Raw genomic sequence first — 22090 nt, 5'->3', positions numbered from 1 at the left:
CGGAGAGCGTCAGACCAGGTCGACGAGGTCCGCGACGGAGTCGACGACCTTGCTCGGCCGGAACGGGAACCGGTCGACGTCGGACATCGTGGTCGACCCCGTCATGACGAGGTAGGTGTACAGCCCGGCCTCGATGCCCGCGACGACGTCGGTGTCCATGCGGTCGCCGATCATCGCCGTCTTCTCGGAGTGCGCGTCGATGCGGTTGAGCGCCGAGCGGAACATCATCGGGTTCGGCTTGCCGACGAAGTACGGATCGCGCCCGGTCGCAGCCGTGATCATCGCGGCGACCGCGCCCGTGGCGGGCAGCGGGCCCTCCTGGGACGGGCCGGTCGTGTCCGGGTTGGTGCAGATGAATCGCGAGCCGCCGAGGACGAGGCGGATCGCCTTGGTGATCGCCTCGAACGAGTACGTGCGGGTCTCGCCCAGCACCACGTAGTCCGGGTCGGACTCGGTGAGCGTGTAGCCCGCCTCGTACAGCGCGGTCGTCAGCCCGGCCTCACCGACCGCGTAGGCGCTGCCGTTCGGGATCTGGTCCGTGAGGAACTGGGCGGTGGCCAGCGCCGACGTCCAGATCGACTCCTCGGGAACGTCGATCCCGGAGGCCGCGAGGCGGGCCCGCAGGTCGCGCGCCGTGAAGATCGAGTTGTTCGTGAGGATGAGGAACGGCCGTCCCTTCTCCCGCAGGGCCCGGACGAACTCCGGCGCACCGGGGATCGCGTGGCCCTCGTGGACGAGCACGCCGTCCATGTCGGTGAGCCACGACTCGATCGCACGCTCGGTCACGCTGCGCTCCTTCTGTCCGGGGTTCGGTCCACGGCCAGCCTAGTGGCCGAGCGGCTACCCTTCGCGGGTGACGAACACGCCTCCCGACGAGCAGCCCGCCCGCGCCCACGACGCGCAGGACGTGCACCCCGCGCACGACGAGCACCCCGCGCACCTCGCCCGCCCGCGCACCTCGTGGCGCTCGGCGCCCGGGTACGCGATCCGCGGGGGGCTCGTCGGGGCGGCGGAGTCCGTGCCCGGCATCTCGGGCGGCACGATCGCTCTCGTCGTCGGGCTCTACGACGACCTGATCGACGCGGCGAGCCAGGTCGTGCACGCGGGTCGCGAGCTCGTCACCGGCCTCGTGCGGCGCCGCGGCGTCCGTCCGGCGCTCCAGGCGCTGCGGTCGCTGGACTGGGCGCTGCTCGTCCCGGTCCTCGCCGGGATGGTGGTCGTCCTGCTCCTGTCGCTGCGGCTCATCGCGCCGCTGCTGGAGTCCTACCCGGTCCAGGTGCGATCCGTCTTCTTCGGCATGATCGTCGTCTCCGTCGCCGTGCCGCTGCGACTCATGCCGGGTCGGTTCCGCGTGCTCGACGGTGTGCTCCTGGTCGCCGCCGCCGTCGCGGGCTTCCTGCTGACGAGCCTTCCGCCGGGCCAGGTCGAGGACCCGTCGCTCTGGTTCGTCTTCCTCGGTGCCGCCATCGCGATCAACGCCCTGGTGCTCCCCGGCGTCTCCGGCTCGTTCGTGCTGCTCGCGATGGGTCTCTACGTGCCGGTGCAGCAGGCGCTGTCCGACCGTGACCTGGCCTTCGTCGGGGCGTTCGTCCTCGGCGCGGCGGTCGGGCTCGCGTCCTTCGTCAAGCTGCTCCAGTGGCTCCTGCACCACCGTCGGCAGGGCACGATGGCCGTCCTGGCCGGGCTCATGATCGGCTCGCTCCGTGCGTTGTGGCCGTGGCAGGAGGACGACGGCACCCTCCTCGCGCCCACGGGGTCGGTCGTCGTGCCCGTGCTCCTCGCGGTCGCGGGTGCGGCGGTCGTCCTCGTCGCCATGGTCTGGGAGTCGCGCTCGGCGGCGCGCGCCGAGGTCCGGGCGTGACGGCACGGTGAGCGTCCGGGTGGGCGTGTGACGACGCCCGGCGAGGAGCGAGAGGAGCGCGAGGTGGGGGTCGGGCCGTGGCCCGGCGGACCGGACGCCTGGCCGCGCGTCCCCGACCCGGAGGGTACGCCCGGGTCGACGCGGGTCGATCCCCGCTACGACCCCGAGCTGCTCGCGCACGGCGACCGGCGCAACGTCGTCGACGCGTACCGTTACTGGACCGTCGAGGCGGTCGTCGCGGACCTCGACGCGCGCCGCGACCCCGGGCGGTCGCTCCACGTCGCGATCGAGAACTGGGCGCACGACCTCAACATCGGGTCCGTCGTGCGCACGGCGAACGCGTTCAACGCGGCGGGCGTGCACGTCGTCGGGCGACGCCGGTGGAACCGCCGGGGCGCGATGGTCACCGACCGCTACCTGCACGTGCACCACCACGCGTCCGTCGACGACCTCGCGGCCTGGGCCGCGGGGGAGGGGCTGCCGCTCCTGGGCGTCGACAACCTCCCCGGCTCGGTGCCGATCGAGGGGTACGCGCTGCCCGCGTCGTGCGTGCTGCTGCTCGGGCAGGAGTCGACCGGGCTGACGCCCGAGGCGGTCGCCGCGTGCCGCGACGTCCTGCACATCACCCAGCACGGCTCGACCCGCTCGATCAACGCGGGGGCGGCGGGCGCGATCGCCCTGCACGCCTGGGCGGCGCAGCACCTCGTCCCGGGCGGCGACGCGAGGTAGAACCGTGGTCATCGGGCGACCACAGGTCGAACGGCCCTGACGCCCGCGCTGTCATCCATGCCAGACTTTGACCCGACAGTCCACCCCGCACGACTCCACAGGAGCTTCGCATGCCCATCGCTACCCCCGAGGTCTACGCCGAGATGATCGACCGGGCGAAGGCAGGCTCGTTCGCCTACCCGGCCGTCAACATCACCTCGTCGCAGACCATCACCGCCGCGCTCCAGGGCTTTGCCGAGGCCGAGTCCGACGGCATCATCCAGGTCTCCGTGGGCGGCGCCGAGTACGGTTCGGGTTCGACGGTCAAGGACCGCATCGCCGGTTCGCTCGCGCTCGCGGCGTATGCGCGCGAGGTCGCGAAGAACTACCCGGTGCAGATCGCGATCCACACCGACCACTGCGTCAAGAAGAACCTCGACTCCTGGGTCCGCCCGCTCCTGGCCATCGAGGCCGAGCAGGTGAAGAACGGCGGCCTGCCGACCTTCCAGTCGCACATGTACGACGGCTCGGACGTCCCGCTGGACGAGAACCTCACCATCGCGGCGGAGCTCCTCGAGCTCTCGCAGGCGGCGCGCACGATCCTCGAGATCGAGGTCGGCGTCGTCGGTGGCGAGGAGGACGGCCACGAGGCCGAGATCAACGAGAAGCTCTACACCACGGTCGAGGACGGCCTCGCGACGGTCGCCGCGCTCGGCACGGGCGAGAAGGGCCGCTACCTGACCGCCCTCACGTTCGGCAACGTGCACGGCGTGTACAAGCCGGGCGCGGTCAAGCTCCGCCCGGAGATCCTCAAGGAGATCCAGGAGGCCGTCGGCGCGAAGGTCGGCAAGGCGAACCCGTTCGACCTCGTCTTCCACGGCGGCTCCGGCTCCACGGCCGAGGAGATCTCCGCCGCGGTCGACTTCGGCGTCATCAAGATGAACATCGACACGGACACGCAGTACGCGTTCACGCGCCCGGTCGTCGGCCACATGTTCTCGAACTACGACGGCGTCCTGAAGATCGACGGCGAGGTCGGCAACAAGAAGGCCTACGACCCGCGCGCCTGGGGCAAGCTGGCCGAGGCCGGCATGGCCGCCCGCATCGTCGAGGCGTCGCAGCAGCTGCGCTCGGCGGGCAACAAGATCCGCTGACGTCCGGCCGGCGCACAGCCGGCTCCGGATGCACGAAGCCCCCGGTCCCTACGGACCGGGGGCTTCGTCGTGGGTGGCGCCGCCGGTCGTGGCAGTGGGCGGCGCCGAGGTGTGGCAGCTGTCGGCGCGGGCGGGTCGTGGCGGCCCGTGCGGACGTCAGTCCGTGGCGCCCGCGCCGTTGCCCTGGCCCGCGGGCTCGTCGAGGTCGAAGCCGGGGTCGACGTCGACGATGTCGAGCAGCTCGCCGATGCGGGTCACCTCGAGGAGGAACCGGACCGTCGGAGGGGCGCGCAGGACGCGGACCCGGTGCGGGCCGCGCGACGCGAGGCGTGCGAGGAACGCCACACCGGACGAGTCCATGAAGGTCACGTGGTGCGCGTCGATCTCGACGGGCAGCCCTGAGTCCTCCGCCGCGGCGGTGGCCTCCTGGAGGTCGGCGCCGAGGTCGGCGTCGATCTCGCCCGAGAGGACGATGCGTGCCCGCGTCGACCCCACGATCACGTGCACGCTCGCCGGGTCGCCTGCCCCTGCGGGGTCGCCGGCGACGCCGACCGGACGGTCGGCGGCCGAGGGTGTACCTTCGCGCACCGGCGCTCCTCTCCTGCGTGGTCCCGACCCGTTCCGGTCTCGGGAAGCACCAATCTACGGTTGAATGTCCAGTCGGGACAGTAACGCGACCGTGGCGTCGGTATCCAGACGAACGACGCACGGACCGTCGGAGGTGACGATGGGCAGCTCGCCGGGGCTCGGCACCGACCTGCCCGCGCACGTCCAGGAGCTGTGCACGCGCGCGATGGAGGGTGCCGGCGTCGCGATGTTCGTCACCGGTCCCCGCGCGGACGAGATGCCGATCGTGTGGGTCAACGCGGCGTTCGTCCGGCAGACCGGGTTCACCGCCGCCGAGGTGGTCGGTCGCAGCCCGCACGTGCTCGAGACCCTCCTCGCCGAGCCGGTGGACGCGCAGGAGCTGCGTGCCGCGATCGCCGAGGAGCGCGAGATCACGCACACCGTCCGGGCGCTGCGCCGCGACGGCGACACGGTGTGGACGCAGCTCTCGCTCTCCCCGCTCGCGGGGCCCGACGGGTCCGTGACGCACTGGGTCGGGGTGCAGGTCGACGTGTCGGAGCACCTCGAGCGCTATGCAGCCCAGGTCGCGTCGCTCGCGCTCGAACGGCGTGAGCGCGCCGTGCTCGACGTCGTCTCGCGCAGCTCCGACCTGCTCGCCGACCTCGACCAGCCGTACGCCCTGCGCGACATCACCGAGCTCCTCGCCGGGTACGTCGTCGACTGGGCCGGCTTCTACCTCAACGACGACGGGCTCCGGTACGCGGAGGGCGTCGACACGGCGGCGCCCCCCACCGGACGCGGGCAGCGGCACGGCCGGTACACGCCCGGGCTCTTCCCCCTCCCGACGGGCGCCCACGCGACGGACGCGCTGGGCGACTCGGCTGCCGTCACGGGGTCCGTGCCGCGCGTCCGGCTCGTCGACGTGCCCGACCGCGTCCAGGACGTCCTCGACGGCCGGATCGAGGGACCGGTGACGCTCGACCTCTCGGCGACGTACCCGCAGTGGTCGGCGTCGGGCTGGCTCCAGCGCGACCTGCACCACCGGCTGTCCGGCCTCCAGGAGCGGCCGGGGAGCGTGACCGTCTCGGCCGTCCCCGGGCGGCGCCGCATCCTCGGCCTGCTCGTCACGGGCGACTCCGGTGGCTCCTCCGGGCAGGGCCTCGGGCACGGCCCCGACGCGGAGGGGCGCGACGGCGTGCGCACGCTCCTGCAGGTCATCGCCCGCCGCGCCGGCACCGCGATCGACAACGTGCGCCTCTACGCGCGCGAGCACCGGCTCGCCGAGACGTTGCAGCGCGCGATGCTCCCCGAGCAGGCCGACGTGACCGGGCTCGACGTGTGGACCTACTACGCCCCGAACTCGGAGCACGCCCAGGTCGGCGGGGACTGGTACGACGTCCTGCAGATCGCCCCGGACGTCGTCGGCCTCGTCATCGGGGACGTCGTGGGGCACGACGTCGAGGCCGCGGCCGCGATGGGACAGCTCCGCTCGGTCGTGCGGTCGTATGCGTACGAGCTCACCACGCCCGGGCCCGTGCTCGAGCGCGTCGACCAGCTCGTCCAGGGCATGCGCATCCCGCGGTCCGCGAGCCTCGTGTACGCGGCGCTCACGCAGCCCGACGCCGAGCAGCCCGACGACGCGTGGCGCATCGAGTACTCGCGCGCCGGGCACCTGCCGCCGCTCCTGCTCCGGGACGGCACCGTGACCCAGCTCGACGACGCCGGGGGCGCGCTCGTCGGGTTCGGCGGTCGCAGCCGCTCGACGGGCGTCGCGACGCTCGCGCCCGGCGACACGCTCGTCTTCTACACCGACGGACTCATCGAGCGCCGCGACCGCGCCCTGCGCGTCGGGCTGGAGTCGCTCGTCGCGGCATCCGCGGCCGTGACGGCCGTCGACGCCGCGGGCGTGGGCGAGGAGCTGTTGTCACGCCTCGCCGACGCCCCCGAGGACGACGTCGCGCTCGTCGTCGTGCGCATCCCCGACCCGGTCCACGACGCGTCGGCGGTCGTCCTGAGCCCGCGCAGCCGCCGCTGGCTGCTGCCCAGCGAGCCGGCCTCGATCGGTCGTGCACGGCACGCCGTCGTGCGCACGTGCCAGGCGTGGGGCGTGCGCGACAGCGCGAACGCCGAGCTCGTCGTCTCCGAGCTCGTCGCGAACGGCGTGCTGCACGGCTGGGGGCACCTCGCGCTGCGGTTGTTCGACACGGGCGACGGCATCCGCGTCGAGGTGGAGGACTCCAACCCGGCGCCGCCCGTCCCGACGGACGGGCACCCGAACCGCATGGGCGGGTTCGGCATGCAGATCGTCGAGCGGCTCGCGGACTGGGGCTGGCGCCCGACGGCGTCCGGCAAGCTCGTCTGGGCCAAGCTGCGACCGTCGGACCGGTAGCGCGCGGACCGTCGCCGTGCAGGCGCGCGCGGCCTCTCCGGGTGCGGTGGGGCCGGGTGTCAGCCCGTGGGGTCGACCACGGCGAACCCGGACGGCGGTGTCGCCGGCTCGCAGCGGTGGTCGGAGTCGATGCGGAACAGCTCGAGCGCCCCGCACACCTCGAGGACGAACAGGTCGCGGTCGTCGCAACCCCGCAGCACCGTCGCGCCGCCGCGCTTGCGGCCGGCGTCCGCGAGCGAGATGAGAAACGCGGCACCCGTCGAGTCCATGAACGTCACGCGGCACATGTCGATCACGAGGAGCTGACGACGCAGCCCCACGACGCGCGCCGCGATCTCCGGGAACTGGTCGCGCTCGGCGAGATCGAGGTCTCCGGCGATGACGAGGGTCGTCGTCGCGGGGGACGTGGCGATCTCGATCATGCAGACGACTCTAGACGCCGCCCGAGCCGGTCGCCCGTCCACCGCCGAGCAGGTGGTCTCGGCTCGTCCAGGTATCCGGACGAGCCAGGAGCACCTGCTCGGTCGGTCAGGATCGCCTGTTGGTCAGCGCAGGGCGCGGACCTCGTCGGCGGAGGTGCCGGAGTCGCGCAGGAACTGCTCGCAGCGCCCGGCCTCCTCGACCTCGCCGATGTACGCGGCGCACTCCGCGAGCGCGAGCAGCGCGCGCAGGAAGCCCTGGTTGGGGACGTGGTCGGCCGGGATGGGGCCCTGCCCGCGCCAGCCGGCCCGACGCAGCGAGTCGAGACCGCGGTGGTACCCGGTGCGCGCGAACGCGTACGCCGTCACGGCACCGCGGGACCCGTTCTCGTGGAGGAAGTCCTCCGCGAGGTACGCCCACGCGAGCGAGCTCGCGGGGTGCTTCGCCGCGACCTCGTACGGGTCGCCGTCGGCGGCGATCGCCTCGCGGACGGCCGCGTAGTCGTCAGGGAGCCGGACGGGTGCGGGGCCGTCGAGGAGGTTCGCGTGCGTGTCGCTCATGGCCCCATTCTGCCCGCCTCCGGCTCCCGCGGCACCGGCGGACACCGAACCCGGGGATGGGCGCGCCACGGGCGACGCGTGGCTCCGAAGGTCAATTTCCGTCATCCGACCGGTAAACTCGGCGCCGGTCCCCGGGTGACTGCCGCCCGGGAGACGCCTCGGGCCCGCGGGCCCAGCGCCGTCGGGCACGACTGCCCGCTCCGCTCCGGACGCGGTACGCCCACGACCATGACCGGCCCGAGGAACAGGCAGTGCGAAAGTGGGGATTCCATGCCAGGCGTGGTGCTCGTCGGTGCCCAGTGGGGCGATGAGGGCAAGGGCAAGGCGACCGACCTGCTCGGCTCCCGGGTCGACTACGTGGTCAAGTTCAACGGCGGCAACAACGCCGGCCACACGGTCGTCATCGGGGACGAGAAGTACGCGCTCCACCTGCTGCCGTCGGGCATCCTGTCCCCGGGCGTCACGCCGGTCATCGCGAACGGCGTCGTCGTCGACATCGAGGTGCTCTTCCAGGAGCTCGACGACCTCATCGCGCGCGGCGTGGACGTCTCGAAGCTGCTCGTGTCGGGCTCGGCGCACGTCATCGCGGGCTACCACCGCACGATCGACAAGGTGAGCGAGCGGTTCCTCGGCAAGCGCCGCATCGGTACGACCGGCCGCGGCATCGGCCCGGCGTACGCCGACAAGATCAACCGCGTCGGCATCCGCATCTGGGACCTGTTCGACGAGAAGATCCTCGCGGAGAAGATCGAGGGTTCGCTCGACCAGAAGAACCATCTGCTCGTGAAGGTCTACAACCGCCGCGCGATCACGGTCGACGAGACCGTGGCCGAGCTGCTCCAGTACGCCGAGCGCCTCAAGCCGATGGTCGCCGACACCGCGCTCGAGCTGAACAAGGCTCTCGACGCCGGCAAGAACGTCCTCTTCGAGGGCGGTCAGGCGACGATGCTCGACGTCGACCACGGCACCTACCCGTTCGTCACGTCGTCCAACGCGACGGCGGGCGGCGCCCTCACCGGCTCGGGCGTCGGGCCGACGCGCATCAGCTCCGTCATCGGCGTCATCAAGGCGTACACGACGCGCGTGGGCGAGGGTCCGTTCCCCACCGAGCTGTTCGACGCGAACGGCGAGTACCTGCTCAAGCAGGGCGGCGAGTACGGCGTCACGACCGGCCGCGCGCGCCGCTGCGGCTGGTACGACTCGGTGATCGCGCGCTACGCGACCCGCGTCAACGGCATCACGGACATGGTGCTCACCAAGCTCGACATCCTCACCGGCTTCGAGAAGGTCCCGGTCTGCGTCGCGTACGACGTGGACGGCGTCCGCTACGACGAGATGCCGCTCGACCAGACGGCGTTCCACCACGCGAAGCCGATCTACGAGGAGCTCGACGGCTGGTGGGAGGACATCTCCGGTGCCCGCACGTTCGAGGACCTGCCGGTGAACGCGCAGCGCTACGTGCTCGCGCTCGAGGAGATGTCGGGCACGCGCATCTCCGCGATCGGCGTCGGCCCCAGCCGCGACGCGATCATCCCGCGCCACGACCTCATCCACTGAGTCGACCACTGCACGCCGACCACGGCCCGGACGCCCCGCGGGGTGGCCGGGCCGTCTCGGTAGACTCGTCGCCCGTGAAGATCCTCGTCGTCGGGACCGGTGCCCGCGAGCACGCCATCGTCCACGCCCTCGCGCACGAGGCCGACCGCCCGGGCGCCGAGCCGCACGAGCTGCACGCCGCCCCCGGCAACCCCGGGATCGGGGACCTCGCGACGCTCCACGCGGTCGACCAGAACGACGGCACCGCGGTCGCCGCGCTCGCGACCGGTCTGGGCGTCGACCTCGTCGTCGTCGGCCCGGAGGCGCCGCTCGTCGCGGGTGTCGGGGACGCGGTGCGCGACGCCGGGATCCCGGTGTTCGGGCCGAGCGCCGAGGCCGCGCGTCTCGAGGGCTCCAAGGCGTTCGCCAAGGACGTCATGGCGGCGGCGTCCGTCCCGACGGCGCTCGCGCACGTGTGCACCGACGTCGACCAGGTCGCGGCCGCGGTCGACGCGTTCGGCGCCCCCTACGTCATCAAGGACGACGGCCTCGCCGCGGGCAAGGGCGTCGTCGTCACGGAGGACCGGCAGGCCGCGCTCGAGCACGCCGCGGCGTGCTTCGCGACCCCGCGTCGCGCCGCGGACGGCACGCCGGAGGACCCGCGCGTCGTCGTCGAGGAGTACCTCGACGGCCCGGAGGTCTCGCTCTTCTGCGTGAGCGACGGCGTGACCGTCGTCCCGCTCGCGCCCGCCCAGGACTTCAAGCGCGCGTTCGACGCCGACGCCGGCCCCAACACGGGCGGCATGGGCGCCTACAGCCCGCTGCCCTGGGCGCCGGAGGGTCTGGTCGACGAGGTCGTCACGCGCGTCGCGCAGCCGACGATCGACGAGATGGCGCGGCGCGGCACCCCGTTCGTCGGCGTCCTGTACGTGGGGCTCGCGCTGACGAGCCGCGGGACGCGCGTCGTCGAGTTCAACGCGCGGTTCGGTGACCCCGAGACGCAGTCGGTGCTCACGCGCCTCGCGACGCCGCTGTCCGCCGTGATGCTCGCGGCGGCGCAGGGGCGCCTCGCCGAGATCGGCGCGCTGCGGTGGCGCGACGACGCGTCGGTCACCGTCGTCGTCGCGGCGCACGGCTACCCGGGCGCGGTGCGCGGCGGCGACCCGATCACGGGCATCGACGCGGCCGAGGAGGTCGAGGGCGTGCACGTGCTGCACGCGGGCACCTCGCGCGGGGACGACGGCGGTCTGGTCGCCTCGGGTGGCCGCGTGCTGTCGGTCGTGGCGCGCGGCGCCGACCTGGCCGAGGCGCGCCGTCGGGCGTACGCGGCGGTCGACCGCATCGTGCTCCCGGGCTCGCACCACCGCACCGACATCGCGGCGAAGGCGGCCGCGGGCGAGGTCACGCTCGCGGGCTGACGTCCCGCCGTCGGGCCGCCCCGCCCGACCCCGACTCTCCACGCCTGCGACCACGACATGGCGGTCGCTATCACGCTGATAGCGACCGCCATGTCGTGTTCGGCGCCCTAGGGATGACCAGGGCGAGGTGTCAGGCGCGGTGCCACTTCTGGGCCGCGGTGCCGTTGCACGTCCAGATCTGAAGCTGTGTGCCGTTGTTGCTGTTGCTGTTCGGCACGTCGACGCACTTGTTCGCCAGCACGGACACGAGGTCGCCCGCGCCGCTCAGCACGAACTGCTGGGCGGGGTTTCCGCTGCAGTTCGCGAGCTGCACGGCCGTGCCGTCGGCGGTGCTGGCCCACGCGACGTCCATGCACTTGCCGCCGGCACGGACCGTGCCGTCGGCCTCGAACGTCCACCTCTGCGCGTTCGTCCCGTTGCACGTCCAGAGCTGCAGGCGCTTGCCGTCGCTGAAGTCCGAGCCCGGCACGTCGATGCACTTGCCCGCAAGGCCGACGAGCGCGCTGCCCGACCCGCCGCCCGTGGTGACGAGCGAGAGCCCGTACGCCGAGAGGATCGGGTTCACGGGCTGGTAGATGAACTTGCCGCCGTTGGAGCAGTCGTTGATACGGCCCGAGGTCACGCCCTGCGCCTGGTTGCCCGAGATCACCGAGCCGCCCGAGTCGCCGCCCTCGGCGCACGCCGAGCCGCGGACCAGCCCGGGGATGTCGCCGTTGCCGTAGTTCACCGTGATGTTCTTCTGCTCGATGACGCCGCAGCGCCAGCCCGTCGTCGCGCCGGACCGGCAGACCGACGCGCCCACCGGCGCCTCGGCGGACCCGGCGACGTCGACCGTACCGCCCGCGTAGTTGTTCACGCGGGGGACGGGGGAGAACCCGGCGTCGACGCGCACCCAGGCGTAGTCGTGGCCGGGGAACGACGCCGCCTGGACCGTCCCCATGCGCGCCCAGCTCGCCGTGAGGACCTCCTTGCCCGCGGCGCCGCAGTGCCCGGCCGTGACGAAGCCGCCCTGCACGGCGAAGCCGATCGAGCACGCCGAGCCCGACGACGCGCCCGGGTCCCGGGTGATGTACCGGTCGCCGCCGCGCACGTCCGCCGTGAGCTCGTACGGCGCGTCGACGACCTCGGTCCGGACGGCGGCCGCGTCGACCCCCGACGACGCGACGAACGCGTCCGCCGCGGCCGGGTCGAGCGACTCCACCACGACCTCGTTCGTCGTCACGTCGACGTACCAGGCCTGGACGGCGTCGGGTGTCGACGCCTGATCCAGCTCGGCGGCGACGGCGTCGAGCTCGGCGAGGCCGCGCTCGACCACGACGGCCTCGGCGCCGGCCGCCTCGACCTCCGGGACGACGGAGGGGTCGGTGACGGCGACGACGGGCGTCGCGGCGTCGGCGTCGACCCACGTGCCGGCGTACGCCGCGCCCAGGTCGTCGCTCAGCGCCTGCTCGACGGCGCCGGTCGCGGCGTCGAGCGCGAGCCGGTCGGCGACGCCGTCGGCGTCGAGTCCCAGGTCGCGCTCGAGCGCGCGGAGCTGGCCGTCGGACAGGTCGTCGGGCCCGGGGACCGGGCCGGCGAGCAGCGCGGGGACCGCGCTCCCGGTGGACGTCGGCGTGCCGTCGGGCGCGCTCGCGCTCGCGGTCGTCGCGAGCCCGACGCTCGCGACGACCACCCCGATCCCGCTTGCTAGCGCTGTCAGGCGATGGTGCATCGAGCCGTGGTGCATCGTTGCCTCCTCGGTGCGGATGTCGGCCCGCCGTCGTCGGCCGGGCCGGGACAGCGGTGCAGGCGCCCCCGAGGGGGTCGCTCCGATGCGGCCCCCGACGGTGAGGGAGCGCTCCCACGACCGTCCTGTTGGCACAGTAGCGACTTCCGCGGCGTTCGTCGCGTCCGGGCTCGCGACGGTCGCGGTCCCGTGCCACCGGGCGACGCGTCGCGGCGCGGCCCCCGAGGGCCGCAGGGACGGGTCGCCAGGTCGGGTCGCCAGGTCGGGTCGCCAGGTCGGGTCGCCAGGTCGTGCCGCCGGTTCGGCGAGGCGGGTCGGCAGGCCGACCGACCGACCGGTCGTCGGACACGGTGCCGCGCCTGCGGAGGCCGGTGCGAGACTAGGGGCCGTGACGGACACCCCTCAGGATCCTGCCTCGGCCCTCTCGCTCGGCGAGGCGGACGCCCTCGACACCGCGGCCCTCGACCTTCCCGGCTGGACGCACGCGTACTCCGGCAAGGTGCGGGACCTCTACGTCCCAGACCTGCCCGCCGTCGGCGGTGTGCACCCCCTCGGTGACGTCGTGCTCGTCGTCGCGAGCGACCGGGTCAGCGCGTACGACCACGTGCTGTCCCCGGGCATCCCGGACAAGGGCGTCGTGCTCACCCAGCTCAGCCTGTGGTGGTTCGAGCAGCTCGCCGACCTCGTGCCGAACCACGTCGTGTCGACCGAGGTCTCCGCGGAGCCGGGCGACGGGCTGGTGCCCGACGTCGTCGCCGGGCGCGCGATGATCTGCCGCCGCCTCGACATGTTCCCCGTCGAGTGCGTGGTGCGCGGATACCTCACCGGCTCGGGGCTCGTCGAGTACCGCGCCGGGGGAGAGGTCTGCGGCGTGCCGCTGCCCGCCGGGCTCGTGGACGGGTCGCGCCTGCCGGAGCCGATCTTCACGCCCGCGACCAAGGCCGCCGTGGGCGAGCACGACGAGAACGTCTCGTTCGACGTGGTCGCCGAGCAGATCGGCCTCGACGACGCCACGCGCCTGCGGGACCTCACCCTCGCCGTCTACGCGCGCGCCGAGCAGATCGCGCGCGAGCGCGGCGTGATCCTCGCGGACACCAAGCTCGAGTTCGGCGTGGACCCGACGAACGGCCAGACCGTCCTCGGCGACGAGGTGCTCACGCCGGACTCGTCGCGGTTCTGGCCCGCCGACCAGTGGGAGCCGGGCCAGGCGCAGCCGAGCTTCGACAAGCAGTTCGTGCGCGACTGGCTCGTGTCGCCCGCGTCCGGGTGGGACCGTGCCTCCACCCCGCCGCCGTCGATCCCCGCCGACGTCGTCACGCGCACCCGCGCCCGGTACCTCGAGGCGTACGAGCGGCTCACGGGCTCGACGCTCGGCTGAGCCGCCGAGCCCACCGCCCGTCGTGGGGCCGGTCGCGCCCGCCGCGGTCGACGACACGGTCGACCAGGTGCGGCGCGTCACGCCGTCCGCGCGGCGAACGGGCGGACGTAGGTGTGCCCGCTCGGTGCCGTCCACCGGACCGAGCCGTCGGCGCGCAGGTCCGGGCGCCAGCCGTCCCGCGCGCGGACGACCCGGTGGTGCCGGCACAGGGCGACGAGGTTGTCGGCCACCTCTGCGGCAGCGCGGGCGTCGTCGTCCGCGCCGGGGTGCGGCGCGACGACGTGGTCCAGGTCGCAGCGGAACGCCGGGACGCGGCAGCCGGGGAACACGCACGTCCCGTCGCGCGTCAGGACCCGCGCGACGGTCTGCGACGACGGTCGTGCCCTGCCGCGATCCGCGGTCGGGGCGGGTGCGAGCGGTGGTGCCACGCTGACCTCCTGCGTCGTCCGGACGGCTCGTGCGAGGGCGGGGAAGGGGCAGGACCCCGCCCTCGCGCCGTGCCCGAGCGTGCGTCTCGAACACGTGTTCGACTCTAGCGGCACCCTCCGACACGCGTCGAGGGCTGGCGCGATAGGTCGTACTCCGATATATATCGATCATGGCGACCAGCTCTCCGGCGTTCCGCATGACCGAGCAGGCGTACCTCGTGCTGCTCTCGCTCAGCGCCAAGCAGCGCCACGGGTACGCGGTGATCCAGGCGGTGCGCGAGCTCTCCGACGGCCGGACCCGCCTCGGGGCCGGCACGCTCTACGGCAACCTCGACCGCCTCGTCGCGGCGGGCCTCGTCGAGCCGACGGGCGAGGAGGTCGTCGACGGCCGCCTGCGCCGCTACTACCGGGCGACCGACGACGGGCGCCGGGCGGCGCGGGCAGAGACCCTGCGGCTGGCCGAGCTCGCCGAACGGGCGCGACGGTCCCTCGCTCGCGGGGAGACCTCCGTGCGCGGGGGCGGTCTCGCGGGGAGCGGGGCATGACCGCGTCCGGGGCGGGTAGCCCCGCGGCGGGCGGTGCGGCTGCAGGTGGGCCCGGGGCGGGTGGTCCGGGCCGCGCCACCCGCTACGAGCGGTCCGCGCGGTTCTGGCTGCGCGCGTACCCGCGGCGCTGGCGCGAGCGCCACGGCGAGGAGGCGCTCGCCGTCCTGCTCGACCTCGAACCGCCCCGCGCCGTGCCCGACGGCGCGCGGCCCGTCCCGGGCATCGGTGCTCGCGAAGCCTGGGGCCTGGTCCGCGCCGGGTGGGCGCTGCGACGGCGCGAGCACCCGCCCCTCGGGCGCTGGCTCCTGTACCGGGTGTTCGACGCCCGGTTGCCCGCGCGCTACTGGTGGTGGGTGGCCGACGACATCCACGGTGCGCTCTACCCCTGGCGGGTGACGGCAACCAGCCTCGGGACGGCGGTGGCGGTCCTCTATGGCTGGCCGGTCCTCGGGCACGTGCTGTTCGCCCTCGACGTGTCCTCGCCCGCCGGGTGGCTCGTCGTCGTGTGGGTGGTCGCGTTCGCGCTCGGAGGCATCGTGTTTCGTCGCTCCCACGTCGAGCGGGCGTGGCGCAAGCACGTGCTCGACGGCCACATCCCGGTCGATCCGCCCCGCTCGGCGGGGGCCTGAGGCCCGGAGCGCGACCGGAGCGACTTCGCCTGGACCTGGGCGGACCAGCGTTCTACCTCGGCGGACCAGGGTTCTCCCTGGGTGGACCGCGGTTCTCCCTGGGTGGACCAGGGTTCTGCCTCGGCGCTCAGGTGGCGTCGTGCCACCGTGCGGACGCCCGCCGGACCGGGCTCGCGCGCCCGGTAGACTGGCCGCGGAATCCCGCCGTCGGCTCCCGCTCGTCCCGTCCCACCGACCGTCCTCGACGGCCGTGACGTGGGCGGGATCCCGGAGCCCCGGCCCTCCCGAACTCTCTCGCCAAGGAGCCCCCGTGGGACGCGTCGTCGTCGAGGTCATGCCCAAGCCCGAGATCCTGGACCCGCAGGGCAAGGCCGTCGTCGGGGCGCTGCCGCGCCTCGGCTTCACCCAGTTCACCTCTGTCCGCCAGGGCAAGCGCTTCGAGCTCGAGGTCGACGGCCCGGTGACGCCGGAGGTCCTCGCGGCCGCCGAGGAGGCCGCGGTCAAGGTCCTGTCGAACCCGGTGATCGAGGACGTCGTGCGCGTCGCGGACATCGAGGCCGACGCGGCCGCGACGATCACGTCCGAGGGCCTGGCCTGATGTCCGGCGCGACGCTCGCGACGGCGCGGATCGGCGTCGTCACCTTCCCCGGCACGCTCGACGACCGCGACGCGGCGCGCGCGGTGCGCCTCGCGGGCGGCGAGGCCGTGTCGCTGTGGCACGCGGACGCCGACCTGCACGGCGTCGACGCGGTCGTCCTGCCCGGCGGCTTCTCCTACGGCGACTACCTGCGCGCGGGCGCCATCAGCCGCTTCGCGCCCGTCATGGAGTCGATCGTCGACGCCGCAGCGGGCGGCATGCCCGTCCTGGGCATCTGCAACGGGTTCCAGGTCCTCACCGAGGCGCACCTGCTCCCGGGCTCCATGGTGAAGAACGACCACCTGCACTTCGTCTGCCGCGAGCAGGTCCTCGTGGTCGAGAACGCGGACACCGCCTGGACGCGCGACTACACGGCCGGCCAGCGCATCACGATCCCGCTGAAGAACCAGGACGGACAGTTCGTCGCCGACGAGCGGACGCTCGACGAGCTCGAGGCCGAGGGCCGCGTCGTCTTCCGCTACGACGGCTGGAACCCGAACGGGTCGCGCCGCGGCATCGCCGGCATCACGAACGCCGCGGGCAACGTCGTCGGCCTCATGCCGCACCCCGAGCACGCGGTCGAGGTGGGCTTCGGTCCGGCGAGCGACGCAGGCCCGCGCGCGGGGACCGACGGTCTCGGCTTCTTCACGTCGGTCCTGGGCGCGCTCGTCGGCGCATGACCTTTGCATGACAGGGTTCGTGTGACGGGCGTGCCTCCGCCTGTCCTGCCCGACGGCGTCGGGCACGCGGGCGCACGCGTCTCTGTCGATGCGGTCCCCGGGGACGACGCCGCGGCCACGCGCCTGCGCGCCCGGCAGCAGGCCGAGCTCGCGGTCCGCTACGGCGAGCCGGACGCAGGGACCTTCGAGGCCGACGCCGCCCTCGCGAACGTCGTGGTCCGGGAGGGCGGCGAGCCCGTGGCGTTCGTCGCCCTGCGTGACGTCTCGGGCACGCCCGACGGCCGCGGAGGCACGCACCCCGAGCGCACCGGCGAGGTGAAGCGCCTCTGGGTCGAGCCCGCCCACCGCGGGCGGGGGCACGCGCGCACAGCGATGCGGGCCGCGCACCGGCACGCGGTCGACGCCGGGCTCGTGAGCCTCGTCCTGGAGACGGGGACGCTCCAGCCCGAGTCGATCGACCTGTACCTCTCGCTCGGCTACGTCCCGATCGAGTCGTACGGCCACTACGCCGGACATCCGCTCTCGCGCTGCTTCGCGCTCGACCTCGCGACGACTCACGGCGCGAGGGACCGCTCCGACGTCGCGGACCGGGCGTCGACGACGACGGCCCCGGTCGGGGCCCGAGACGCCCGGACGTCCGCGACCGCGCCCTCGACGCCCCGCGCGTCCGCGACCGTGCCCGCCTCCGGGGACGTCGAGGTCTGCGCCGTCCCGTGGGCCGACCCGGACGCGGTGGCTCTGCGGCGGGAGATGCACGAGACGTCGTCCGCGGTGCTCTACCCCGAGCTGCGCGCCGGGTTCGACGCCTCGGGCGGGTTCGACGCGGTCGACACGCGCCTGGGCGTCGACGTCGTGACGACTCTCGTCGCGTACCGCGGTGGCGAGGCGGTCGGGTGCGCGTCGCTGCGCCGCCCCGCGCCCGGGGCTCCCGCGGACGCGCTCGAGGTGAAGAAGGTCTTCGTCCGCGAGCGTGCGCGCCGGACCGGTACCGCACGCCGGTTGCTCGACGCGCTGGAGGACGTCGCCCGCGAGCGCGGGGTGGCGAGCCTGCTGCTCGAGACGGGCATCCGGCAGCCGGGCGCGATCGCGCTCTACCGCTCGCTCGGGTACCGGGCCGTCCAGACCTTCCCGCCGTACGTCGGCGACAACCACGTCGCGCTCTGCTTCGCCAAGCCGCTGGTCTGAGGGTCACGCCAGGGACGCACCCGGGGGTCTGCCGGATATGCCCGCGGTGTCCGGTCCCGGTAGGGTGTCCGCGTGATCCCCCTCGCGTCCGGTGCCTACTCGGTGGCGTCCGTCGTGGTCGAGCTCCTCGGTTGGGTGACCGCCGTCGCGACGAGGGTGCCCGGCCGGGTCGGCGTGCTCGCGGGCGAGCTGCGCGAGACGGCGGTCGGGTGGGGACTCCCCGTCGGTGACGTGACCGACGTCTACGCCGCCTTCCCCGTCCACCTGGCGCTCGCCGTCGGGGCCGTCGCGCTCGTGTGCGCGGTCGTCGCCCTGGTCCACGGGCTGCGCGAGCGGCACCGCGCCACGGCGTCCGAGGACGCGGCGCGCGTCAGCGGCCGCTGAGCAGCGGCGCGACCTCCCGCCCGAGGAACCGGACGAAGCCCTCGACGTCCGGCTCGTCGGCCGTCGGCTGCACCGCGACGGCGCTCGCCCCGGCGTCCGCCAGAGCCAGGACGGCCGCGGCGATCGTCTCGGCGTCGCCGCCGGCGCCGATGCCCTGACCGGCCTCCCGCCCCCACAGCGGGACCTCCCGGTCCACACGACCCTGGGCGTCCGGCCCCGTCGCCGCGATGAGCGTCGCGTGGACGTCGAAGGCCGTCCTCGTCCCGCGCGCGGCTCCGCCCTCGCGGGCCGTGGTGACGGCGGCCCGGACGTCGTCCGGCGTGAGGGCGTTCGTGAGGATGAGCCCGTCACCGAGCTCACCGGCCAGGGCGAGCGACCGTGGGCCCGAGCCGCCGAGCCACAGCGGGACCGGTTCCGTGGGAGGCCAGTCGAGCCGGACGGCGTCGAGGGTGACGTACCGCCCCGCCGTCGTGACCTCGTCCCCGGCGAGCAGGCTCCGCAGCGCGGTGGTGTGCTCGCGCAGCAGCGTCAGCGGCGACGCGACGCGGACGCCCGCCTGCCCCATCCACTCCTGGACCCCGTGCCCCACGCCCGCGACGAGCCGCCCCGGGAACATCCGGGCGAGCGTCGCGACCTCCATGGCGGTGACCGCCGTGCTGCGCAGCGGGGCGGGCATGAGGCCGATGCCGACGCGCACGCGCTCGGTCCAGCCCAGCGCCGCGGCCGCCGACGCGAGGCCCGACTGCTTGAAGCAGTCTTCCCACACCCAGAGGTCGTCGAGGCCCGCCTCTTCCGCGGTCGTGGCGAGCCGCCGCAGGCTCTCCGGCGCGTGGGTGGGCACGAACGCGATCCCGAGCCGTGGTGTCGTCATCCCGACATCCTGCCCGGCCCCACCGACACTCAGCGCGCGTCGTCCCGTCCTCGCGGCGCACGGTCGTCGGCCTCCGCGCCGCGACCGCCCTCGGTCTCCGCGAGGTGGGCGAGCTGCGCCGTGACGGACTGGCGCGCCGCACCGAGGACCGAGGGATCGACGTCGGCGTAGACGCGCTCGACCACCTGCTCCACCGAGTCGTGCGCACCCGCTGCCAGCCCGAGCGCGTCGAGCGCCGCCCGGACCTGGGTCAGCCGCTCGAGCCGGTGCACGCGGTACGCGCGCACCCGCTCCGCGAGGTCGTCGACGACCGGTCCGTGCCCCGGGAGCCCGGTCGCCCGACCGGGGCCCGCGGAGGCGACGGCCTCGATCGCGTCGAGGCTCGCGAGGTACGCGCCGAGCGAGCCGTCGGGCGCTGCGATCACCGTGGTGCCCGTCCCGAGCACCGTGTCCCCGGTGAGGACCGTCGTGCCGCCCGGGGCGAGGTCGGCGGGCGCGGCGACCGGACCGTCGTCGGGCAGGAGGAGGCAGACCGAGTCGGCCGTGTGGCCCGGCGTGGCGTGGACGACGACGCGGAGCCCGGCGGCCTCGATCACCTCGCCGTCGCGCAGCGGCTCGCCGCCGTGGCAGTGTGCCGGGTCCGCCGCGCGGACCGGGGCGCCGGTCCGTACCCGCAGCCCGGGTGCACCGGCCGTGTGGTCGGCGTGGCGGTGCGTGACGAGCACGAGCTCGACCGGCCCCGACGCGGCGAGCGCGTCGAGGTGCGCCGCGTCGTCGGGCCCCGGGTCCACCACGACGCACGTCGACGCCCCGGGCGCGCGCAGCACGTACGAGCGCGTGCCGTCGAGCGTCATCGGCCCGGGGTTGTCGGCCCGCAGCACCGCGGCGAGACGGGTGACGGGCGTGGGCGTGGTCATCGCGGGCCGCCTCAGGCGCGGTGCCGCAGCACCGCGGGCCGCCCCTCGTCCTCCCACTGGGAGAACCTGGCGTCGACGAGCGGTCCGACGAGCTCGTACGTCTCCCACGTGTCCGGGACGCGGTACACGTCCTCGGGCTCGCCGTCACCGGGGCTCACCGCGTCGACGTAGTCCTCCAGGTAGAGGCCCCCGTCGTCCTCGTCACCTGCGTAGTACGCGCTCGCGAACGCCGCGGCGACGTCGTCGAGGTCCTCGTCGACGAGCTTGCCGTCGCACACCTCGCGCACGAACGCACCGGGCGTCGTCACCCGGTCGCGCAGCGCGGCGACCTCCGTCGCGGCGTCGTCGGCAAGGTCCTCCGACGCGTGCCCGCCGAGCACCGCCCACGCGAGGAACATGCCGATGTGCGTCGCTCCGGCCTCGGGCCCCGCCTCCGGCGGGTAGCCCTCGCCACCGTCGTGCCAGGACGCGTCGTCATACTTCGTCGTCATGCGCGCGACGCTACCCCCTCCCGCCGACCACGACCTGAGGGTCGTGAACCCGCGGACAACGACCCTCAGGTCGTGTTCGACGCGGCGCCAGGTCGGGCTCGGCGGCGGGGGGCGGGTGGTGCGGCCGACGGCGGTCGGCGGCTCAGGCGGCCGGCGTGCCGGCGAGGGCCTCTGCGAGGAGCTCGAGCGTGCGGGCGCGCCCCGGGGTGGAGTCGAGCGCCTCGTCGGCGCGCGACGCCGCGACCGGCACGACCATCACCTCGTCGACGCCGTGGCGCTCGGCGAGCCGGCGGACCTCGGCCGCGGCGTCGTCGGGCGTCCCGACGGCCCAGCGCCGCAGGCTGTCCTCGACCATCTGGCCTGCCGTGCCGTCGAGGGGCGCCGCCTGGGCCTCCTCCACGCTCTCCAGCGCGGTGAGCGACTGGCCCGTGCGCAGCCGCGCCATCATGCGGGCCTGCGGGAGCGCGCGGGCGCGCGCCTCGTCGTCGGTCTCCGCGACGACGGCGTTGAGCGTGAGGAACGTGCGCGGCTCGGGGAACGCCTCGCTCGGGCGGTAGCCCTCGCGGTACAGCGCGAGGATCTCGTCGATGCCCTGCCCGGAGAAGTGGTTCGCGAACACGTACGGCAGCCCGAGCTCGGCCGCGAGGCGCGCGGAGTAGTCGCTCGACCCGAGGAGCCAGACGGTCGGGGTGCCGTCGGCGGCGGGCGTGGCGTGCACGTCGTACACCTGCCCGCTCGTGAGGCGCAGCGTCGCACCCTGCGGGCTCATGAGCGCGAGGATGTCGGTCACGTGCTGGGGGAACCGGTCGACGTCGGCCGTCGGGCCCGTGATCCGCAGGAGCTGCGTGACGACGGGGTCCGACCCCGGCGCGCGGCCGATCCCCAGGTCGACCCGCCCCGGCGCGATGGCCTCGAGCGCCGCGAACTGCTCCGCGACGACGAGCGGCGCGTGGTTGGGCAGCATGACCCCGCCCGAGCCGACCCGGATGCGGTCGGTCACCGACGCCGCCGCGGCGATCATCACGGGCGGCGTGGACGCCGCGACCGCGGGCATGTTGTGGTGCTCGGCGAACCAGTAGCGCTCGTACCCGAGCCGGTCCGCGAGGCGGACCAGGTCGAGCGACGCCCGCACCGCCTGGGTGCTGGACTGGCCCGACCGGACGGGGACGAGGTCGAGGACGGACAGGCGGGGCTTCGGCGAGGTGCTCATCGTCGTCGTCAACCCTCTGCGGCGGGCAGGCATTCCGCGGCCGGCGTGCCGGTAGGGTCGGGGCGTGTCGAACTCCGCGCCGACCGGCGTCTCCGTGTCCTCGCCGCAGCGGCTGCCCTTGCCGGGCGTCGCCACGGCCCTGTTCGTCCTCGCGCCCCTGCTCGCCGTCCCCGGTGCACTCACGTTCCTGGGGTCGTCGAGCTCGACCTACGACGCCACGAGGCTGTCCGCCGTCGTGGGGATCGCCCTGTTCTGGGTGGGCGTCGCCGCGCTGATGAGCGCGCTCGTGCTCGCCGGGGTGCGTTCGATCGCGCAGCGTCAGCTGGACGTGCTCCTGCAGGCACGTCGTGACGGCTGAGCGCCCGTCCCGACGGCGGACCGATCGTCGTTCCCGCC

General features: G+C 74.2%; 24 protein-coding genes. 14 read left to right on the top strand and 10 right to left on the bottom strand.

Going from position 1 to position 22090, the window contains the following annotated elements; genetic code table 11:
- Positions 1 to 9 precede the first annotated feature (9 nt).
- Positions 10 to 750, bottom strand: coding sequence for an HAD-IIA family hydrolase (locus tag FIC82_RS19070; protein WP_154800575.1), 741 nt, complete (start codon positions 748 to 750; stop codon positions 10 to 12).
- 103 nt (positions 751 to 853) lie between these two features.
- On the opposite strand from FIC82_RS19070, the gene FIC82_RS19065 reads away from it, so the two are divergent.
- The 3 genes from FIC82_RS19065 (at position 854) to fbaA (ending at position 3723) form a co-directional block, all read left to right on the top strand.
- Positions 854 to 1861, top strand: coding sequence for a DUF368 domain-containing protein (locus tag FIC82_RS19065; RefSeq protein WP_253691288.1), 1008 nt, complete (start codon positions 854 to 856; stop codon positions 1859 to 1861).
- Positions 1862 to 1888: 27 nt separating this feature from the next.
- Entirely contained in the window at positions 1889 to 2590 is a 702-nt protein-coding gene (locus FIC82_RS19060) for a TrmH family RNA methyltransferase (RefSeq protein ID WP_171445719.1), read from the top strand.
- Positions 2591 to 2700: 110 nt separating this feature from the next.
- Complete coding sequence (gene fbaA, locus FIC82_RS19055) at positions 2701 to 3723, top strand: class II fructose-bisphosphate aldolase (RefSeq protein ID WP_154799531.1); 1023 nt, start codon at positions 2701 to 2703, stop codon at positions 3721 to 3723.
- Between the two features lie 156 nt (positions 3724 to 3879).
- Here the strand turns inward: fbaA and FIC82_RS19050 are convergent, their stop codons facing one another.
- Entirely contained in the window at positions 3880 to 4311 is a 432-nt protein-coding gene (locus FIC82_RS19050) for an STAS domain-containing protein (protein WP_418884336.1), read from the bottom strand.
- A 139-nt stretch (positions 4312 to 4450) separates the two neighbouring features.
- Here FIC82_RS19050 and FIC82_RS19045 point away from each other — a divergent pair, with 139 nt between their 5' ends.
- Complete coding sequence (locus FIC82_RS19045) at positions 4451 to 6679, top strand: SpoIIE family protein phosphatase (RefSeq protein WP_154799530.1); 2229 nt, start codon at positions 4451 to 4453, stop codon at positions 6677 to 6679.
- A 59-nt stretch (positions 6680 to 6738) separates the two neighbouring features.
- Here the strand turns inward: FIC82_RS19045 and FIC82_RS19040 are convergent, their stop codons facing one another.
- Entirely contained in the window at positions 6739 to 7101 is a 363-nt protein-coding gene (locus tag FIC82_RS19040) for an STAS domain-containing protein (RefSeq protein ID WP_154799529.1), read from the bottom strand.
- Between the two features lie 123 nt (positions 7102 to 7224).
- Complete coding sequence (locus FIC82_RS19035) at positions 7225 to 7659, bottom strand: DUF3151 domain-containing protein (protein ID WP_154799528.1); 435 nt, start codon at positions 7657 to 7659, stop codon at positions 7225 to 7227.
- 270 nt (positions 7660 to 7929) lie between these two features.
- Here FIC82_RS19035 and FIC82_RS19030 point away from each other — a divergent pair, with 270 nt between their 5' ends.
- Both FIC82_RS19030 and purD read left to right on the top strand, forming a co-directional pair.
- Positions 7930 to 9216: an adenylosuccinate synthase gene (locus FIC82_RS19030; protein WP_154799527.1), complete on the top strand. Its 1287-nt coding sequence runs from the start codon at positions 7930 to 7932 to the stop codon at positions 9214 to 9216.
- 74 nt (positions 9217 to 9290) lie between these two features.
- Positions 9291 to 10613: a phosphoribosylamine--glycine ligase gene (purD, locus tag FIC82_RS19025; RefSeq protein WP_168732117.1), complete on the top strand. Its 1323-nt coding sequence runs from the start codon at positions 9291 to 9293 to the stop codon at positions 10611 to 10613.
- A gap of 130 nt (positions 10614 to 10743) precedes the next feature.
- Here purD and FIC82_RS19020 read toward each other — a convergent pair whose 3' ends face one another.
- A complete protein-coding gene (locus FIC82_RS19020) occupies positions 10744 to 12339 on the bottom strand; it encodes a ricin-type beta-trefoil lectin domain protein (protein ID WP_253691287.1) in 1596 nt (531 codons plus the stop codon).
- Positions 12340 to 12727: 388 nt separating this feature from the next.
- Here FIC82_RS19020 and FIC82_RS19015 point away from each other — a divergent pair, with 388 nt between their 5' ends.
- A complete protein-coding gene (locus FIC82_RS19015) occupies positions 12728 to 13717 on the top strand; it encodes a phosphoribosylaminoimidazolesuccinocarboxamide synthase (protein WP_168732116.1) in 990 nt (329 codons plus the stop codon).
- Between the two features lie 77 nt (positions 13718 to 13794).
- On the opposite strand, the gene FIC82_RS19010 is transcribed toward FIC82_RS19015, so the two are convergent.
- Entirely contained in the window at positions 13795 to 14145 is a 351-nt protein-coding gene (locus tag FIC82_RS19010; protein ID WP_154799526.1) for a hypothetical protein, read from the bottom strand.
- 170 nt (positions 14146 to 14315) lie between these two features.
- Between FIC82_RS19010 and FIC82_RS19005 the strand changes: the two genes are divergently transcribed.
- The 6 genes from FIC82_RS19005 (at position 14316) to FIC82_RS18980 (ending at position 18205) form a co-directional block, all read left to right on the top strand.
- Positions 14316 to 14690: a PadR family transcriptional regulator gene (locus tag FIC82_RS19005; RefSeq protein WP_253691286.1), complete on the top strand. Its 375-nt coding sequence runs from the start codon at positions 14316 to 14318 to the stop codon at positions 14688 to 14690.
- Positions 14687 to 15319, top strand: coding sequence for a hypothetical protein (locus tag FIC82_RS19000; RefSeq protein ID WP_154799525.1), 633 nt, complete (start codon positions 14687 to 14689; stop codon positions 15317 to 15319). Before FIC82_RS19005 ends, FIC82_RS19000 begins: the two co-directional genes overlap by 4 nt.
- 310 nt (positions 15320 to 15629) lie before the next feature.
- On the top strand, positions 15630 to 15917 hold the full coding sequence (gene purS / locus FIC82_RS18995) for a phosphoribosylformylglycinamidine synthase subunit PurS (RefSeq protein WP_168732115.1): 288 nt from the start codon (positions 15630 to 15632) through the stop codon (positions 15915 to 15917).
- Positions 15917 to 16636 (top strand): phosphoribosylformylglycinamidine synthase subunit PurQ, encoded by a 720-nt coding sequence (purQ, locus tag FIC82_RS18990; RefSeq protein ID WP_154799524.1) that lies wholly within the window; start codon positions 15917 to 15919, stop codon positions 16634 to 16636. Before purS ends, purQ begins: the two co-directional genes overlap by 1 nt.
- Before the next feature lie 30 nt (positions 16637 to 16666).
- On the top strand, positions 16667 to 17821 hold the full coding sequence (locus FIC82_RS18985) for a GNAT family N-acetyltransferase (RefSeq protein WP_253691285.1): 1155 nt from the start codon (positions 16667 to 16669) through the stop codon (positions 17819 to 17821).
- 72 nt (positions 17822 to 17893) lie between these two features.
- Positions 17894 to 18205, top strand: coding sequence for a hypothetical protein (locus FIC82_RS18980; protein WP_154799523.1), 312 nt, complete (start codon positions 17894 to 17896; stop codon positions 18203 to 18205).
- On the opposite strand, the gene FIC82_RS18975 is transcribed toward FIC82_RS18980, so the two are convergent.
- The 4 genes from FIC82_RS18975 to FIC82_RS18960 all read right to left on the bottom strand — a co-directional run bounded on the left by FIC82_RS18975 (position 18192) and on the right by FIC82_RS18960 (position 21694).
- Complete coding sequence (locus FIC82_RS18975) at positions 18192 to 19076, bottom strand: LLM class flavin-dependent oxidoreductase (RefSeq protein ID WP_154799522.1); 885 nt, start codon at positions 19074 to 19076, stop codon at positions 18192 to 18194. The genes FIC82_RS18980 and FIC82_RS18975 overlap by 14 nt on opposite strands.
- A gap of 29 nt (positions 19077 to 19105) precedes the next feature.
- Positions 19106 to 19993: an MBL fold metallo-hydrolase gene (locus FIC82_RS18970; RefSeq protein ID WP_154799521.1), complete on the bottom strand. Its 888-nt coding sequence runs from the start codon at positions 19991 to 19993 to the stop codon at positions 19106 to 19108.
- An 11-nt stretch (positions 19994 to 20004) separates the two neighbouring features.
- Complete coding sequence (locus tag FIC82_RS18965) at positions 20005 to 20484, bottom strand: DUF7832 domain-containing protein (protein WP_154799520.1); 480 nt, start codon at positions 20482 to 20484, stop codon at positions 20005 to 20007.
- 142 nt (positions 20485 to 20626) lie between these two features.
- Positions 20627 to 21694 (bottom strand): LLM class flavin-dependent oxidoreductase, encoded by a 1068-nt coding sequence (locus FIC82_RS18960; protein WP_154799519.1) that lies wholly within the window; start codon positions 21692 to 21694, stop codon positions 20627 to 20629.
- Between the two features lie 64 nt (positions 21695 to 21758).
- On the opposite strand from FIC82_RS18960, the gene FIC82_RS18955 reads away from it, so the two are divergent.
- Positions 21759 to 22052, top strand: a complete 294-nt coding sequence (locus FIC82_RS18955; protein WP_154799518.1) for a hypothetical protein — start codon at positions 21759 to 21761, stop codon at positions 22050 to 22052.
- Positions 22053 to 22090 lie beyond the last annotated feature (38 nt).

It is taken from the genome of Cellulosimicrobium protaetiae (assembly GCF_009708005.2).
Classification (GTDB): Bacteria; Actinomycetota; Actinomycetes; order Actinomycetales; family Cellulomonadaceae; genus Cellulosimicrobium; species Cellulosimicrobium protaetiae.
This window is presented reverse-complemented; position numbering and strand designations above follow the sequence as displayed.

Bases quoted from the DNA above. Each gene is read 5' to 3' on its own strand.
- FIC82_RS19070 (WP_154800575.1), bottom strand. From the start codon at position 750: ATGGACGGCGTGCTCGTCCACGAGGGCCACGCGATCCCCGGTGCGCCG.
- fbaA (WP_154799531.1), top strand. From the start codon at position 2,701: ATGCCCATCGCTACCCCCGAGGTCTACGCCGAGATGATCGACCGGGCG.
- FIC82_RS19045 (WP_154799530.1), top strand. From the start codon at position 4,451: ATGGGCAGCTCGCCGGGGCTCGGCACCGACCTGCCCGCGCACGTCCAG.
- FIC82_RS19040 (WP_154799529.1), bottom strand. From the start codon at position 7,101: ATGATCGAGATCGCCACGTCCCCCGCGACGACGACCCTCGTCATCGCC.
- FIC82_RS19035 (WP_154799528.1), bottom strand. From the start codon at position 7,659: ATGAGCGACACGCACGCGAACCTCCTCGACGGCCCCGCACCCGTCCGG.
- FIC82_RS19030 (WP_154799527.1), top strand. From the start codon at position 7,930: ATGCCAGGCGTGGTGCTCGTCGGTGCCCAGTGGGGCGATGAGGGCAAG.
- FIC82_RS19020 (WP_253691287.1), bottom strand. From the start codon at position 12,339: ATGCACCACGGCTCGATGCACCATCGCCTGACAGCGCTAGCAAGCGGG.
- FIC82_RS19005 (WP_253691286.1), top strand. From the start codon at position 14,316: ATGGCGACCAGCTCTCCGGCGTTCCGCATGACCGAGCAGGCGTACCTC.
- FIC82_RS19000 (WP_154799525.1), top strand. From the start codon at position 14,687: ATGACCGCGTCCGGGGCGGGTAGCCCCGCGGCGGGCGGTGCGGCTGCA.
- purQ (WP_154799524.1), top strand. From the start codon at position 15,917: ATGTCCGGCGCGACGCTCGCGACGGCGCGGATCGGCGTCGTCACCTTC.
- FIC82_RS18975 (WP_154799522.1), bottom strand. From the start codon at position 19,076: ATGACGACACCACGGCTCGGGATCGCGTTCGTGCCCACCCACGCGCCG.
- FIC82_RS18970 (WP_154799521.1), bottom strand. From the start codon at position 19,993: ATGACCACGCCCACGCCCGTCACCCGTCTCGCCGCGGTGCTGCGGGCC.
- FIC82_RS18965 (WP_154799520.1), bottom strand. From the start codon at position 20,484: ATGACGACGAAGTATGACGACGCGTCCTGGCACGACGGTGGCGAGGGC.
- FIC82_RS18960 (WP_154799519.1), bottom strand. From the start codon at position 21,694: ATGAGCACCTCGCCGAAGCCCCGCCTGTCCGTCCTCGACCTCGTCCCC.